This is a genomic window from Oryzihumus sp., from assembly GCF_054325275.1.
Window position 1 is genome coordinate 1 of sequence record NZ_JBTCWL010000052.1, and the last position, 15,365, is coordinate 15,365.

At 72.1% G+C, this 15,365-nt stretch carries 12 protein-coding genes; 10 read left to right on the forward strand and 2 right to left on the reverse strand.

What is annotated here, in order from left to right; all coding sequences use genetic code 11:
• A partial coding sequence (locus ACXVGS_RS13590) for a glycosyltransferase family 2 protein (RefSeq protein WP_458534604.1) occupies nt 1–892 on the forward strand: 892 nt, incomplete at its 5' end.
• Nucleotides 893–954: 62 nt separating this feature from the next.
• Nucleotides 955–3,459: a bifunctional glycosyltransferase/CDP-glycerol:glycerophosphate glycerophosphotransferase gene (locus tag ACXVGS_RS13595; RefSeq protein ID WP_458537056.1), complete on the forward strand. Its 2,505-nt coding sequence runs from the start codon at nt 955–957 to the stop codon at nt 3,457–3,459.
• Nucleotides 3,460–3,513: 54 nt separating this feature from the next.
• Here the strand turns inward: ACXVGS_RS13595 and ACXVGS_RS13600 are convergent, their stop codons facing one another.
• Together ACXVGS_RS13600 and ACXVGS_RS13605 are read right to left on the reverse strand one after the other, a co-directional pair.
• A complete protein-coding gene (locus ACXVGS_RS13600; RefSeq protein WP_458531885.1) occupies nt 3,514–5,457 on the reverse strand; it encodes a DUF6541 family protein in 1,944 nt (647 codons plus the stop codon).
• 2 nt (nt 5,458–5,459) lie between these two features.
• Nucleotides 5,460–7,400 carry a DUF6541 family protein gene (locus tag ACXVGS_RS13605; RefSeq protein ID WP_458531886.1) on the reverse strand — a complete coding sequence of 647 codons (1,941 nt, stop codon included), beginning with the start codon at nt 7,398–7,400 and terminating at the stop codon, nt 5,460–5,462.
• Between the two features lie 155 nt (nt 7,401–7,555).
• Between ACXVGS_RS13605 and ACXVGS_RS13610 the strand changes: the two genes are divergently transcribed.
• From ACXVGS_RS13610 to ACXVGS_RS13645, 8 genes are all read left to right on the forward strand, one after another.
• Nucleotides 7,556–8,857: a glycosyltransferase family 2 protein gene (locus ACXVGS_RS13610; protein WP_458528826.1), complete on the forward strand. Its 1,302-nt coding sequence runs from the start codon at nt 7,556–7,558 to the stop codon at nt 8,855–8,857.
• Complete coding sequence (locus tag ACXVGS_RS13615) at nt 8,854–9,654, forward strand: ABC transporter permease (protein WP_458528827.1); 801 nt, start codon at nt 8,854–8,856, stop codon at nt 9,652–9,654. Before ACXVGS_RS13610 ends, ACXVGS_RS13615 begins: the two co-directional genes overlap by 4 nt.
• Before the next feature lie 3 nt (nt 9,655–9,657).
• Nucleotides 9,658–10,404 carry an ABC transporter ATP-binding protein gene (locus ACXVGS_RS13620; protein ID WP_458528828.1) on the forward strand — a complete coding sequence of 249 codons (747 nt, stop codon included), beginning with the start codon at nt 9,658–9,660 and terminating at the stop codon, nt 10,402–10,404.
• Nucleotides 10,401–12,410: a DUF5941 domain-containing protein gene (locus ACXVGS_RS13625; RefSeq protein ID WP_458535723.1), complete on the forward strand. Its 2,010-nt coding sequence runs from the start codon at nt 10,401–10,403 to the stop codon at nt 12,408–12,410. The genes ACXVGS_RS13620 and ACXVGS_RS13625 overlap by 4 nt, the downstream gene beginning before the upstream one ends.
• The gene (locus ACXVGS_RS13630) at nt 12,407–13,225 is read left to right on the forward strand and encodes a CDP-alcohol phosphatidyltransferase family protein (RefSeq protein ID WP_458528830.1); all 819 of its coding nucleotides are present in this window, start codon (nt 12,407–12,409) and stop codon (nt 13,223–13,225) included. Before ACXVGS_RS13625 ends, ACXVGS_RS13630 begins: the two co-directional genes overlap by 4 nt.
• 3 nt (nt 13,226–13,228) lie before the next feature.
• The gene (locus ACXVGS_RS13635; RefSeq protein ID WP_458531883.1) at nt 13,229–14,209 is read left to right on the forward strand and encodes a glycosyltransferase; all 981 of its coding nucleotides are present in this window, start codon (nt 13,229–13,231) and stop codon (nt 14,207–14,209) included.
• Nucleotides 14,210–14,293: 84 nt separating this feature from the next.
• The gene (locus tag ACXVGS_RS13640; RefSeq protein ID WP_458528832.1) at nt 14,294–14,707 is read left to right on the forward strand and encodes an adenylyltransferase/cytidyltransferase family protein; all 414 of its coding nucleotides are present in this window, start codon (nt 14,294–14,296) and stop codon (nt 14,705–14,707) included.
• On the forward strand, nt 14,707–15,363 hold the full coding sequence (locus tag ACXVGS_RS13645) for a NeuD/PglB/VioB family sugar acetyltransferase (RefSeq protein WP_458528833.1): 657 nt from the start codon (nt 14,707–14,709) through the stop codon (nt 15,361–15,363). Before ACXVGS_RS13640 ends, ACXVGS_RS13645 begins: the two co-directional genes overlap by 1 nt.
• Nucleotides 15,364–15,365 lie beyond the last annotated feature (2 nt).

Below are 15,365 nucleotides of genomic sequence, written 5' to 3' on the forward strand. Positions count from 1 at the left end.
CCTCGGCCAGGACTACGCCGGCCCCGTGGAGGTGGTGCTGGCCCTCGGCCCGAGCCGGGACCGGACCGACGAGATCGCGGCCGCTCTCGCGGCGGCCGACCCCCGGGTGCACACGGTGCCCAACCCCAGCGGCCGGACCCCGGAGGCGCTCAACGCCGCGCTGGGCGCGAGCCGCTCCGACATCGTCGTCCGCGTCGACGGGCACGGCGTGCTCGACCGTGACTACGTGCGCACCGCCGTCGAGCTGCTCGAGGAGACCGGGGCCGCCAACGTCGGCGGGCTCATGGACGCCGAGGGTGTGACGACGTTCGAACGAGCCGTCGCCGCGGCGATGACCTCCCGGCTCGGGGTGGGCGCATCCCGCTTCCACACCGGTGGCGAGCCGGGGCCGGCCGACACCGTCTACCTGGGTGTGTTCCGCCGGGAGTGGCTGGACCGGATGGGCGGCTACGACCCGAGGTTCGTGCGCGCCCAGGACTGGGAGCTGAACCACCGCATCCGGGAGGCCGGCGGGCTCGTCTGGTTCTCCCCGCTGCTGCGGGTGTCCTACCGGCCCCGCCCGACCCTGGCCACGCTGGCCCGGCAGTACCGCGACTACGGGCGGTGGCGGCGCGTGGTGGCCCGCACCCACAGCGGCACGATCAACGCGCGATACCTGGCTCCTCCCCTGGCGCTGGCCGGGGTGGTCCTCGGTGCCGTCGCCGGCCTCGTCTGGCCACCGGCCTGGCTGGTCCCCCTGGCCTACCTCGCGCTGACCACGGTCGGCGGCCTGACCATCCGGGCCGGCATCGGCTGGGGCGAACGCGTCCTGCTCCCTGTGATCCTGCCCACGATGCACCTGTCCTGGGGCTGGGGCTTCATCAGCAGCCGGGTGCGGATCGAAGACGCGTGAGCGCAGTCGCGCCGCGGCCCGACTGTTGCGGGGCCGGCTCACAGGTTGGCTACAGTCAACGGGTGCCGCTGCTTTCCGTGATCATCCCTGTCTACAACGTCCAGGCGTACCTGGAGGAGTGCCTCGACTCCGTCCTCGGCCAGGGCTTCGAGGACCTCGAGGTCATCGCCGTCGACGACCGGTCGCCGGACCACTCCCCGGCGATGCTCGACGAGCGCGCTGCCCGGGACGAGCGGCTGCGGGTCGTCCACCTGGAGCAGAACGTCGGCCTCGGCCCGGCGCGCAACGCCGGCCTCGAGCACGCCACCGGCCGCTACGTCATGTTCCTCGACAGCGACGACTCGCTGACCCCCGGCAGCCTCCAGGCGATCGCGGACCAGCTGGAGAAGGCCCGCAACCCCGAGCTGCTCATCGTCGACCACGCCCGCACCTTCTGGTGGGGCAAGGTCCAGCGCAACCTGATGTACGAGCTGCTGGAGGAGCTCTCGCAGGGCCCGGCGTTCACGACCGAGGAGCACCCCGAGCTCTTCGACCTGCTGCACGTGGCGTGGAACAAGGTCAGCCGCCGCGACTTCCTCGAGCGCGAGGAGCTGCTGTTCCCGCCCGGCTACTACGAGGACACGCCCTGGACCTACAAGCCGCTGCTGACGGCCAAGTCGATCTCGACCCTGCCCGTCGTGACCGTGCACTACCGCCAGCGCCGGCACGGCAACATCCTCGGCACCACGTCGCGCCGCCACTTCGAGGCCTTCGCCCAGTGGGAGCGCATCTTCGACTTCCTGGACAGCCGCCCCGACCTGTCGCACTGGCGACCGCGGGTCTACCAGCAGATGATCGCGCAGTACATGACGGTGCTGCGCCACCCCAAGCGCGTCCCCGACGACGCCCGCGCCGACTTCTTCCACGCCGCCTCCGAGCACGCCCGCCGGTTCAGCGACGGCACCGAGTCGATGGGCAGCCCCCGCCAGGACCAGCTGCTGGCGATGCTCAAGAAGGACAACTACACCGGCTTCCGGGCGCTGCGGGTCGTCAACAACACGGCCTCGACCGGCAAGAAGAAGCTGCTGAAGTCGAAGAAGAACGCCCGCAAGGTCGCCTCGCGCGGCAAGAAGCTGGCCAAGCGCCTGGAGTACCGCCGCGAGGTCGCCACCGTCGACCTCGACCCCAACCTCGCCGTGTTCGCGGCGTACTGGAACCGCGGCTACGCGTGCTCCCCGAAGGCCATCTACGAGGCCATGCGCGAGCTGGCCCCGCACATCCACGGCGTCTGGGTGGTCCGCGAGAAGAACGTCGACTCGCTCCCGCCGGGCGTGGACTACGTCATCCCGGGCAGCCGGCGCTACTGGTCGCTCATGGCCCGGGCGAAGTACCTCGTCAACAACGTCAACTTCCCCGACCAGGTGATCAAGCGCCCGGGCCAGGTCCACGTCCAGACCCAGCACGGCACGCCGCTGAAGCACATGGGCATCGACCTCATGAAGCACCCCGCCGCGATCGGCAACCTCGTGTTCGAGGACCTGCTCATGCGCAGCGACCGCTGGGACTACAACCTGACCTCCAACCGCTTCTCCAGCGTGGTGTGGCAGCGGGCGATCCCCAGCAACTACGAGACGGTCGAGTCCGGCTACCCGCGCAACGACGTGCTCGTCAACGCCACCGCGACCGACGTCGCGGCCGCCCGGGCACGCCTGGGCATCCCCACGGACAAGCGCGCGGTGCTCTACGCGCCCACCCACCGGGACCACGACCTCGACTTCACCCTGCGCGCCGACCCGGTGCATCTGGCCGAGCAGCTCGGCGAGGACTTCGTCGTGCTGGTCCGGGCCCACTACTTTTACGAGTGGGACACCGAGCACTCCGAGCTCGAGCGGCGCAAGCAGCTGCTCAACGTCTCGCGGGTCGACAGCGTCGAGGACCTCATGCTGGCCGCCGACGTCCTGGTCACGGACTACTCGAGCATCATGTTCGACTACGCCAACCTGGACCGGCCGCAGGTCATCTTCGCCCCCGACTGGGAGACCTATCGCGACGTGCGCGGCGTCTACTTCGACCTCATGGAGCTCCCGCCGGGCCACGTCGCCACCGAGCAGGAGGAGCTCGCCGAGCTGCTGCGCAGCGGCCGCTACGACGACGCCGAGTCCGACGCTCTGCGTGCCCGCTTCCGCGAGACCTTTTGCGACTACGACGACGGCCGCGCCGCCGAGCGCGTGGTGCGCCACATCTTCCTCGGCGAGGGCATGACGCCGATCCAGCCGCTGGCCGAGCGCACGGTCGCCCCGCGTCCCTCGCAGATCCCGGAGGCCCTGGCCGCCGCCGCGGCTGCCGTCGGCGACAAGGCCTGGGACGCGGCCGCCGACCGGGCCAGGGAGGCCGAGTGGGAGGCGACCCACCACCGTGAGGGCGACGAGCGTGAGCGCACGGAGCCGGACCCGGGCATGGAGATGGAGGAGGACGAGCCTTTCGACCTCGGCATCGAGGACGACGGGGACGAGGATCGTGAGCTCTCCCGGGACTGGGACTCCGACCGTGCGACCCCCACCGGTCGACGTGCCGAGCAGAGCGACTAGAAGAGCCAGGCCGAGGTCGCCATGCGGCCCGAACTGACCACCTCGGTCACGCGGTCAGCTTTCGCCGCAGGCTGTGACCCGGTAGAGGTTGAACCGGCCGCGTGAGGCCACGCGCTCCAGGCCGGGACGGCCGGCCAGACTCACCATGCCCCTGTCGATGTCGTCGTTGCCGTTGCGGGCCCAGTAGTAGGCCTTCCCGGTGATGGCGTACCGGATGTGCTGGCGCCGCAGGGCGTCGCACACATCGGGACGCGAGGCGACATGGTCGAGACCGCCGGCGATGATCTCGGTGTCGCCGCCCCGGACGGGGGACAGCGTGGTGAACAGGGTGTGCCTGCCGGTGAGTGCGTAGACCAGCGCAGACCCGTTGGCCGCCACTCCGGCGATCCCGGCGTCGGCCGGGACCATCCGCCCCAGAGCGGCGAGGTCGCGCAGCTCCCCGGCGTCGGCGAGCTGCCGTCCGCGCTCCTTCGGCGAGTAGTAGTGGGCGACCAGGTCGACCTTGGCTGCCTGGTTGTTGAGGCCCGTGCCGGCCAGGAACAGCACGCCGACCAGGGACGGGGCGAGCACTGCCGGGACCCACCGCCCCGACCCGAGCGCGGGCGCCCGGAGGAGGAGACGTGCGGCTGCGCGGTTGAGCACCTCGAGCCCGGCCACGGCGAGCACCACCGCGGGGACAGGTACGGAGGCCGCAACCCTGACGGCGTCGTTGTACCAGAAGCCGGTGTACATCGCGGTGAACGAGCTGTTGACCGCCGCAGCGAGCACGTACAACGCGCTGAACACCACGAAGCCGACTGCCGCCCACAGCACCGCGTCCAACCGGATGACAGCTGCGCCCAGGCCGAGCAGGACGACCGCGGAGAGCACCCACAGCTGTGGCTGGAAGTGGGGCGCATTCGTCAGGGCTGAGCGGATGGCCTGGGGAACGGTCTCGAACGTCATCCAGTGGAAGGAGGACAGAACGGCGATCTGGCGGGAGGCCACGGGAAGGGCGGCAGCGGCCCCGATGGTGAGGAAGGCGAGGGCTGCCAACCCCGAGAGTGCGCGCCGTCGGCGTTCCGGCCGCACCACTGCGGTCCGCAGCAAGGCCCCCACAACCATGCTCGCGCCCAGACCGGCAAGGGTCACGACGCCCGTGGGGTGAGCGAGGAACACTCCGGGGACCGCGAGAACGACCGCGACAGCGGCCAACCGACGATGCGGCCGTTGGTCGGTCTCGGGCCGCCCGGCGGCGGCCAGCACGAGAGCGACTGTTCCGGGCACCACGGCGATCCCGGCGACCTGGGCCCACACCACGCCCCACCCGAGCAGGTAGCTCGGGAAGGCGAGGAACGACGCCGAGCAGACCCCGGCGGCGATGAGCGGGGCAGGGCGGGAGCCGAAGACCTGCCTGGCCATGGCAACGCAGCCGATGGGCCAGGCCACGGCCGTGAAGGCGAGCACCACCATGTTGGAGCTGGTGATCAACGGGACGGGGTGCAGCTGCATCGCCGTGACCGCCAGGTCGTGGAAGCCGCTGGGGTAGAAGCCGGTGCCGCCCAGCGAGGAGATGTCGCCGCTGGTCAGCATGCTGCGCATCCGGTTCAGGTGGAACACCGCGTCCATGCTGTCGACGAGGTTGTCAGGCCGGCGCATCCCCGGCACGGCGCTGGCGAGGGAGGCGAGGACGCCGAGGGCGGCACCGGCCGTCGCGCCCAGCGACGCATGGCGGGGCTCAGCCGGCGGGCGCAGGCGACGGCGCATCGCGACGCCCACCGCCAGGGCAAAGGCCAGAGAGGCCGCCGTGCAGGCAGCCGCGACGCCGGGGCTCCAGCGCACACCGGCAACGGATGCGCCGACGGCACCCACGGTCAGCACGCTCATCGAGAACACCGGAGCCGCGCCCCACGCGAGGATCCCCCTGAGTCCCAGCCCCAGGGCCAGCAGCAGTCCCGGTGCCAGAAGGACGAAGACCGTGGTGCCGAGCGCCGGGATCGCCGCAAGCCACGGGCTCACCCTCAGCTACCTCCGCAGGCCGTGATGCGGTAGAGGTTGTAGCCGCCTGCGCTGGCGATCCGCGTGAACCCTGGCCGGCCTGCCAGCCGGATCATGCCGACGACGTTGGCATGGTTGATCCGTTCACCCCAGAAGGTCCACTTGCCGGTCACGGCGTACTGGACGTGCTGACGACGCAGGGCGGCACAGACCTCGGGGCGGGTGCTGGCCTGGTCCAGGTAGCGTCCGATGGTCAACCGATCGGGGTCCCTCAACGGGGACAGCGTGGTGAACAGCACCCGGCGGTCGGACAGGGCGTAGATCAGCGGCGATCCGTTCGCGGGGATGCCGGTCACGACAGCGTCCTTGGGCAGGTGACCAGCCAGCTGCTTCAGCGAGGCCACCCGACGGGAGTCCACCAAGGTCCGGACCTTGGTGTCGGGGTGGTAGTAGTGACCGATCAGGCGTGCCTCGGGGCGGTGGGAGACTCCCAGCGTGGCCCCCACGAAGAGCGCCGCGACCACTGCGGGGACGCCGAAGGTGGCCAGCCTCGACCGCTCCGCGGTGGGGATCCGCCGGGCAGTGAGGTGGCGGAGACCCCGGTTGACGGCGCCCATCCCCGCCACCGCGAGCAGGGTGCCCGGGACGGCATTGGAGGCCGCGATGCGTACCGAGTCGTTGTACCAGTACCCCGTGAAGAGCTGCGTGAGGGGAGTGCCGACCGCGGCGGCCAGCACGTAGAGCACGGAGAACAGCACGAAGCTCACGAGCGCCCACACGAGGCTGCGGTACCGGGCGATGACCGCGACCGCGCCGAGGGCGACGAACACGGAGAGCCCCACGAGCAGGGGGCCGTCGTGGGGGGCGTTGAAGAGCATGTCGACGCTGGCGACGGTCACCGTGTCTGTCGGTTTCCAGTCGTACGCGGAGACCGCCGCAACCTGGGCGGAGATGCGCGGCAGCAGGACAACCGCCGCCAGCGTCGAGGAGACGAGGGCTGCGAGCGCCAGACCGGCGCGGCGGCGCACCCGCCCCTCCTGCTCGACCATGGTCTGGACAGCAGCGGCGGCGAGCACCGTGAGGACCATCAGGCCAAGGCTCAACAACGCGTTGGGGTGGCCGAGGAACACGCCGGGCACGGCGATCAGCAGGCACAGTGCCGCGGTCCGGCGGCGGACACCGGTGAGCGCGACCGGCCGGACGGCGGCCACCGCCATGGACAGGGTGCCCGGCACGAGGGACAGCCCGATCGCGTTGGGCCACAGCACGCCCCAGCTGAGCAGGAACGCGGGGAAGGCGACGAAGGCGGAAGACGCCAGGCCCGTGGCCAGCAGCGCGAGCGGCCGGGGACCGAACACCTGCCGAGCCAGGGCGATGCAGCCGAGGGGCCAGATCACCGCGGCCGTCAGCAGCGCGCCGAGGTTGCTCGCCACGACCAACGACGCGGGGGCAACCTGCACCGCGCTCACGACGACGTCGTGGAAGGCGCTGGGGTAGAACCCTCCGACCAGCGACGAGATGTCGCCGGAGTCGAGCATCGTCCGCATGCGGTTGAGGTGGAACATGACGTCGGGGGTCTGGGAGATCGAGCTCGGCCTGCCGATCCCGCGCAGGACCACAGCGGCCTGCAGTACCGCTCCGATCGCCGCGCCACCCAGTCCCGCCAGGGTGACGTTGAGGTCGTCGACGTGTCGGCCGGGTCGCACCCTGAGGTGAAAGATCCTGGCCGCCAGCGCGGCCAGGACGCAGGAAGCTGCGGTCCCGACAGCGAGCACGCCGACGTTCCAGGGGATGTGCGCGACGCCGGCGACGATGCCGAGGACCCCGAGCAGCGAGACGCTCAGCGGCGGGGCCACGCCCCAGGCGGACAGCCCGCGCAGGCCGACGGCGTAGCCGAGGGCCAGCCCCGGGAGCAGCACGACGGCTGCCAGCGCAAGGAACGTCGGCAGCGCCTCGAACCACATCACCACTGCACGGACTCCATCTTCAGGTCGTGGTGCCGTGCCGGGACGGCGGACGGGCCCGATGCTAACAGCGGGGCATCGGTCCCTTCCCCGGTCCGAACCGGCTGCCGGCTGCGGCGTCAGGGCGGGCCCCCGCCGGGCGGTACCGTTGCGGGATGCCACCCGCCCTCAGCGTCATCGTCGCCGTGCACGACGTCGAGCCGTGGATCGGCGAGTGCCTGCGCTCCGTCGCTGAGCAGGTGCCCGAGGGAAGCGAGGTGATCCTCGTGGACGACGGGTCCACCGACGCCAGCGGCCGGGTCTGTGACGAGATGGCGCAGGGACGCCCGGGCTGGCGGGTCGTGCACCAGCCCAACGCGGGCCTCGGCGCCGCCCGCAACACCGGCCTTCGGCAGGCCACCGCCGACCTGGTCGCCTTCGTCGACGGTGACGACGTCCTCCTGCCCGGCTACCGCGCGCTGGTCGCCGCGGCGCAGTCCAGCGGGTATGCCGTGGCCACCGGCCCCGTGCTGCGCACCGACGGTCGCCGCACCTGGGTCTCCGCGCTGCACGCCCAGGCGCTGGACCCCCTCGGCGACATGGCGGACATCACGCGCGACCACGCGCTGGTCTACGACACGACGGCGTGGAACAAGGTCTACCGGCGTGACTTCCTGCGCGAGCACGACCTGGAGTTCCCCGAGGGTGTGCTCTACGAGGACCTGCCGCTGACCATCCCCGCGTTCTGCCTGGCCGGGGCCGTCGCCGTGGTGCACGAGCCGGTCTACGCGTGGCGGGCCCGCACCGCCGGCCTGTCGATCACCCAGCGCCGCTACGAGCTGGAGAACCTGCGCGACCGCTTCGCCGCCGTCGCCGCGGTCGACCGCTTCCTGGAGCAGCACCGGCTGCACGAGCTGCGGGTCGCCCATGACGACAAGGTGCTGCGGGTGGACCTGCCGCTCTACACCGCAGCCCTGCCCGAGGCGGACGACACCTTCCGCGCGGCATACCTGTCCTTCTGCGAGCACCTTGTCGGAGCCGTGAGCGAGCAGCGGCGGCGGACCTTGCCGCCCACGCTGCGCCTGTACGTCGAGCTCGCGGCGGCGGGGCGGATGGAGGACCTGGTCACCGCGGTCCGTGGGCGCCGGGGCCCCCGCGTGTGGGCGCCGGACACCCGTTCCGGCTGGCAGCGGGTCCGTGACGACCTCGCCGTCTACCGGCTGGAGCGGGAGCTCGGGCTGGCCTCCTGGCCCCAGGTCCTGCGCCGGGCGCCGGTGCGCGCGGTGAAGCTGCTGCTGCCCGAGGACCGGCGGCGGGTGGGGGCGGTGCGAGCCCGGCGGTCCCCGGCCCGGACGCAGGCTGCCGTCGCGCATCCGGGTGGCGTACCCTCGGTCGCCGGCGCCAGCCGCGCTGCTGGCATCCTGAGCACGGAGACGGACCCTCGCCGCTCCCCGGAACGACAGGCTACGAACGAATGACGCTCCTCACCCGCACCGGCGCCGTCATGGCCCGCCGGCAGGTGTTGTGGACCCTGGTGGTCCGTGACCTCAAGGTCCGCTACTCCCGTAGCGTCCTCGGTTACCTCTGGACGATCCTGGACCCGCTGGCGATGGCCGGCGTCTACTTCTTCGTCTTCACCTTCATCTTCAAGGCCCGCAAGATCGGTGAGCAGCCCTACATCCTGTTCCTCATCGCCGGCCTGCTGGCCTGGCAGTGGTTCTCCGGGTCGCTGACCGACACCTCCCGCGCGCTGCTGGCCGAGGCCAAGCTGGTCCGCTCGACGAACCTGCCGCGTGAGCTGTGGGTCGTGCGGGTGGTCATCGCCAAGGGGATCGAGTTCCTGCTGTCCCTGCCCGTCCTCGCCGGCTTCACCATCTACTACATGGTCAAGGGCCAGACCCACATCAACTGGGGTCTGCTGTTCATCCCGGTGGGCTTCGTGCTGCAGTTCCTCCTGCTCGTCGGCGTCGGACTGCTGCTCGCGCCGGTGACCGCCCTGGTGACTGACACCCAGCGGGTCGTGCGGATCTTCCTGCGGATGTTCTTCTACCTCACGCCGGTCATCTACGGCGTGCACGCGGCTCCCGAGCGGGTCCGGGTGCTGCTGGAGCTCAACCCGATGACGGGGGTCATGGAGCTCTACCGCGCCGGGCTGTTCGCCCGGGAGGTCAACTGGGAGTCCGTCGCCGTGGGGACCGCCGTGACGGCACTGATCGTGGCCGCCGGCGCCGTCGTCTTCGCCCGCCTCGAGCGCGCCGTGCTCAAGGAGATCTGAGCCATGTCCGTGGTGATCAAGGCCGAGAACCTCGGCGTCGAGTTCTACCGTTCGCGCCGGCGCAAGATGCAGCTGCGCGAGATGCTGTTCCACCAGCGCAACAGCGCGCCGCGGGAGACGTTCTGGGCGCTCAAGGACGTCAACTTCGAGGTCAAGGAGGGCGAGGCGGTCGGCCTCGTCGGCGCCAACGGTGGCGGCAAGAGCACGCTGCTGAAGATGATCGCCGGGGTGCTCATCCCCGACGTCGGCAAGGTGACCGTCACCGGCGGCGTCGCCCCGCTGATCGAGCTCACCGGTGGCTTCATCGGCGAGCTGTCCGCGCGCGAGAACATCTACCTGACCGCCGGGCTGCACGGGCTGTCCCGCGACCAGGTCGACGAGCGCTTCGACGACATCGTCGACTTCGCCGGTCCGCAGGTCCGCGAGGCGCTCGACACCCCCTACCGCCACTTCTCCTCGGGTATGCAGGTGCGCCTCGGCTTCTCGGTGATCACGACCCTCGACGAGCCGATCGTGCTCGTCGACGAGGTGCTCGCCGTCGGCGACCGCAACTTCAAGGAGAAGTGCTATAAGCGCATGGAGTCCCTCCTCGAGGGCGGGCGCACGCTGTTCCTGGTGTCCCACAACGAGAACGACCTCAAGCGCTTCGGCACGCGAGGCCTCTACCTCAGCCAGGGCGAGCTCGTGATGGACGCACCGATGGAGGACGTCCTGGACCGCTACAACGCGGACGTGGACGCCGCACGGTGAGCCCGGACCCGGCCGCGACGGTCGGCAACGAGGCGGCGCGTGCCGTCCACGGCCTCTCCGCCGGTGCCGACCTGGCCCTGCTCGGGTCCTGCGACGCCTCGGCCCTGCGTAACGAGCTCGCAGGGGCCGGGGTGGACGGCGCCGCCACGGTCATCAGCGGGACGGCCGCCGACGTGCTCGAGCAGCTGGCCGACCTGGCCGAGTCCGACCCCGCCGCCGTGCTCGTGGTGGCCGCCGCGGACCTGCACCTGAGCCTGCCCGCCGTACTGGACCTGCTCGACAAGCCCGGTGTCCGCACCGGCGTGCTCACTGCCACCCCGGAGGTGCTCGACGGCGGCCGTGACGTCGCCACCCGGGCCCGGGTCGGTGGCGACGGCAAGCTGGTCGAGTCGGTCGGCACCGCCGTCCACGAGGTGACCCGGCCCAACCGGGCGCTGCCCGGGCTGCTGCGCGTCGACCCCGCCGACCGGATCGCGGCCGCGCGCACCTGGCGTGCCGCCTCGGTCGAGGCCGGCGCCTGGGACGTCGACGGCTTCGCCCTCGCGGTCCTGGCCCTCGTGCGCGGTCAGGTGAGGGTGCAGTCGGTGGCCATGGGCCCGTTCACCTGGTCCCGTGGCCCGGTGAGCGCGCGCGGCGCGACCGGCTCCCCCTGGCGGCAGCGGCTGCGTGGCGCCTCCCGCGGCGGCGACGGCTTCGTCTCCACGTATGCCGTGCGTCCCCTCTCGCGCCGGCTCACCGGGGTCGGGCTGCGCCTGGGGTGGTCGCCCAACGCGGTCACCGTCACCAGCCTGGCCATCGGGGTCGCCGCGGCCCTGCTCGTCGCCACCGACAACCGCTGGGCGTGGGTCGCCGCAGCGGTCCTGATCCAGTTCGCGCTGGTCATCGACTGCGTCGACGGGGAGATCGCCCGCTTCACGCGGCGCTTCAGCGCGCTCGGGGCCTGGCTCGACGCGGTGGGGGACCGGGTCAAGGAGTACTCCGTCTTCGCCGCCTGCGCCTACGTCGGGGTTCGGCACGGCGCCGACCTGTGGCTGGTGGCCACCGCGGCGATGGCCCTGGTGACCCTGCGCCACCTGGAGGACTACGCCTACGACCACCGGCTGGCACCCACCCGGGTGAGCCGGCCGGACGGCATACCGCTGGTCGCACCGCGCGACCTCGGCCCGCAGGACGCGCGCACGGACTTCGCCCCCGAGCCCTCCGCCCGCTGGTGGCGCATCCACTGGGCCAAGAAGGTCATGCACATGCCCATCGCGGAGCGCTACCTCGTGATCTCGCTGGGGCTGCTGACGTTCAGCCCGCAGGTCGTGTTGTGGGCCATCATCGTGTCGGTCGGTGCGGCCATGGTGTGGACCATCGGCGGCCGGACGCTCAAGGCGCTCACCGGCCGCGACGGCGTCCCCCCGCTGCAGGCGTCCGGGACGGCCTGGGGCCACCTGGACCACCAGACCGACCTCGGGCCCGTGGCCCGGCTGGGTGGCCGGTTGCTGCGGCTGCCCTTCCTCGCCACCCCGGTGGCCGGGGCCGCGCTGCTCGTCGCGGTCGTCGTCGGCGCCCGGTCCGACCGGCTGTGGGTCGGCCTCGTCGCCGCCGTGGTCGCAGCGCCGGCCATCGGCGCGGCCACGCGGCCCCCGATCCGGCACACCCTCGGCTGGCAGCTGCCCTGGCTGCTGTGGGTGGCCGAGGTCGTCGTCATCGCGGTCGTCGCCCAGGACCAGCTCCCGGCGCGCGAGCTGGGCGTGCTGTTCGCGTTCCTCGCGGCCGTGGCCTACCACCGCTACGACACCGTCTACCGGCTGCGCGACACCGGGGAGGCGCCCGCCCCGTGGCTGTCGGTGCTCGGCCTGGGCGTGGACGGGCGGGTCATCCTCGTGCTGGCCGTCGCCACCTGGTGGCCGGGTGCCCTGGAGCCGCTGCTGGTCGTCGGCGCCCTCTGGCTGGCTGTCCTCTACCTGACCGAGTCGACCGCCGGCTGGCGCCGGTGGATCCGCGGAGCGGCCGCATGAGCGAGACCCTGCACCACGACCCGCTGGACAACCACCCCACGCTGGCGCAGCTCAAGGCCGTCGCCCAGCCCGAGGCGCACATCGCCCGCTACAACGCCGAGCACTGGTCCGGGGCGCTGTATGTCCGGCACCTGAGCATCCGCACCACGAAGCTGCTGCTGCCGACCGGGATCAGCCCCAACGGGGTGACCTGGCTGATGATCGTCCTCGGCGTGGTCGGCCCGCTCGCGCTCCCGCTGCCCGGCCTGCTCGGCCCGGTCCTGGCGGTCCTCGCGATGCAGCTGCAGATCGTGCTCGACTGCAGCGACGGGGAGGTCGCCCGCTGGCGCCAGCGCTTCTCCCCGGCCGGGATCTACCTCGACCGCGTCTGCCACTACGTCACCGAGGCCGCGCTGCCGGCCGCGCTGGGCCTGCGGGCCGACGGCTGGACGCTCGCGCACCCGCTGGACGTCGGCGGGTGGACCGTCCTGGGCCTGCTCACCAGCGTCATCGTGCTCGTCAACAAGGCGCTCACCGACCTCGTGGTGGTGGCCCGCGCCAAGACCGGGCGGCCGCTGCTCGACGACGTGGCAGCCACCACGCGGTCCAAGGTCTCCGGCGTGGCCCGGGTCCGGCGGGCGTTCGGCTACGTCCCGGTCTTCCGCGCGTTCGTGGCCTTTGAGTTCTCCCTGCTGACGCTGGTCGCGGGGGTCGTCGACGTGGTCGTCGGCGACCTGGTCGGCACCCACGCGCTCGCCCTGGTCATGGTCCCTCTGGCGCTCGTCACTGCCGGCGGCCACCTCGTGGGCGTGCTGACGAGCTCGCGGCTGGACTGAGCCGTGGCCGACGAGCGCGTGCACGTCTTCCAGTGGGCCCAGGTGCCCGGACCGGTCGGGGGAGTGACCCGCAGCGTCCATGACCTCACCGCGGGGCTGGTCGACGCCGGCGCGACGATGCACCAGGTCGACACCGGTTCGGCCCCGCGGGCCGCCCGGGCAGTGCCCGCGCTGCGGGCCCGTCGCGCGCTGCACCTGTTCCACATCACCCGGCTGTGGCGGGCGATCGTGCTGGCCCCGGTCTTCGCAGTGCTGCCGGGGCGGACCGTCGTGGTGCTGCACTCCGGCTCCACCCGCCGCCAGGTTGAGTGCATGCCCGCCTGGCGCGCGAGGCTGCTGCGCACCAGCCTCGCCGCCTACGACGAGATATGGGCGGTCAACGACGAGATCCGCGAGGTGCTGCCCGAGCGTCTGCGTGACCGGGTCGTCGTCGTGTCGCCGTTCGTGCCGACCCGCGTCACCTCGACCGAGCCGGTGGAGCGCGACCCCGACCTGGTCACCGTGGCCACCAACTCGGGGCTGGCCCACTACAACGCCTCGCTGGCGGTCGAGGCCGTCCGGCTGGCCCGGGCCGAGCGTCCGGGGCTGCGGCTGTGGGTGCTCGCCTACGACCAGGACGGCCCGCACATGGCGGCGCTGCGACGCGAGGTCGAAGGCCTGGACTGGGTGGAGGTGTCGATGAACCTCTCGGCGACGGAGGTGTCGGCGGCGCTGGCCCGCTCGGCGGTCTTCCTGCGCCCGACCACCTGGGACGGCGACTCGGTCATCGTCCGCGAGGCCCTGGCCATGGGTGCCCGGGTCGTGGCCAGCGACCTGGTCGCCCGCCCGGTGGGGGTGGAGCTCGCCGCGCTGGATGCGCGGGCCCTGGCTGACGCCCTGCTGAACGGCGGCCGGCCCAGTGACGGCGCCGGACTGGCCCACCAGTCGGTGGTGGACGCGGCCGTCGCCGCACTCGCCCTCGTCAGCCAGGCCTCGGCGGGCTAGCCCCTGCACGGTAGGCTGCGAGGCGCCCAGGCCCGGGGCGCGGAAGGCACGCGCACCGGGCTCTCGACGTGAAGGAGCAGGTCCTTGAGCGAGCGCACGGTCATCACCTTCGGCACCTTCGACGTGCTGCACGTCGGGCACGTCCGGGTGCTGCAGCGTGCGGCCGGGCTGGGCGACCGGCTCGTGGTCGGGGTCTCGGCCGACCAGCTCAACATCAGCAAGAAGGGCCGCGCACCAGTCTTCTCGCAGGAGGAGCGGCTGGAGATCGTCGGCAGCCTGAAGATGGTCGACGAGGTCTTCGTCGAGGAGAGCCTGGAGCTCAAGCGCGACTACGTCACGCAGTTCCAGGCCGACGTGCTGGCCATGGGCAACGACTGGGAGGGCAAGTTCGACTTCCTCAGCGACATCTGCGAGGTCGTCTACTTCCCGCGCACCCCGTCGGTGTCCACCACCGCCCTGATCGAGCACATCGCCCGGATCGCCCCGGACCCCTCGTGATGCCTGACCGCGCTACCCATGCTCCGGGGCGCTGGCTGGTCCTCGGCGCCTCCGGTCACGCCCGCAGCCTGGTGGACGTCATCCAGCGCGCAGGGGGGGAGGTCGCGGCCGTGGTCGGCCGTCCCGACAAGCCCTGGGTGCTCCCGGTCATCGAGCGGGACGAGGACGGCCTTGCGCTGGCAGCGGCAGAGGGGTGCTCCGTGGCGCTGGGCATCGGGTCCAACGTCGTCCGCGCACGCCTGGCCCGGACCTGCCTTGAGCGGGGGTTGCGCCTCCCGCCGCTCGTCGCCGCGACCGCGACCGTCGCGACGTCCGCCACGCTCGGCCCCGGGACCGCCGTGCTGGAGCACGCCCACATCGGACCCAACAGCGTCGTCGGCACGGCCACCCTGGTGAACACCGCGGCCGTGGTCGAGCACGACTGCCAGGTGGCGGAGTCTGTCCACCTCGGGCCGCGGGCGACCCTCCTCGGTGGGGTGCAGGTCGGCGACGGCTGCCTGATCGGTTCGGCGGCAACGGTGCTGCCCTTCGTACGGGTCGCGGCCGGCGCGACGGTGGGGGCCGGTGCGGTCGTGCCGCAGGACGTCGCCGCCGGTGCCACGGTCGTCGGGATACCGGCCCGCCAGTTCAGAAGCAACGTGACGGAGGACAAGTGACC

What these genes read in the sequence shown, in the direction of transcription:
- ACXVGS_RS13645 (WP_458528833.1), top strand. Translation starts at nt 14,707, where the DNA reads ATGCCTGACCGCGCTACCCATGCTCCGGGGCGCTGGCTGGTCCTCGGC.
- ACXVGS_RS13605 (WP_458531886.1), bottom strand. Translation starts at nt 7,400, where the DNA reads ATGTGGTTCGAGGCGCTGCCGACGTTCCTTGCGCTGGCAGCCGTCGTG.
- ACXVGS_RS13630 (WP_458528830.1), top strand. Translation starts at nt 12,407, where the DNA reads ATGAGCGAGACCCTGCACCACGACCCGCTGGACAACCACCCCACGCTG.
- ACXVGS_RS13615 (WP_458528827.1), top strand. Translation starts at nt 8,854, where the DNA reads ATGACGCTCCTCACCCGCACCGGCGCCGTCATGGCCCGCCGGCAGGTG.
- ACXVGS_RS13620 (WP_458528828.1), top strand. Translation starts at nt 9,658, where the DNA reads ATGTCCGTGGTGATCAAGGCCGAGAACCTCGGCGTCGAGTTCTACCGT.
- ACXVGS_RS13610 (WP_458528826.1), top strand. Translation starts at nt 7,556, where the DNA reads ATGCCACCCGCCCTCAGCGTCATCGTCGCCGTGCACGACGTCGAGCCG.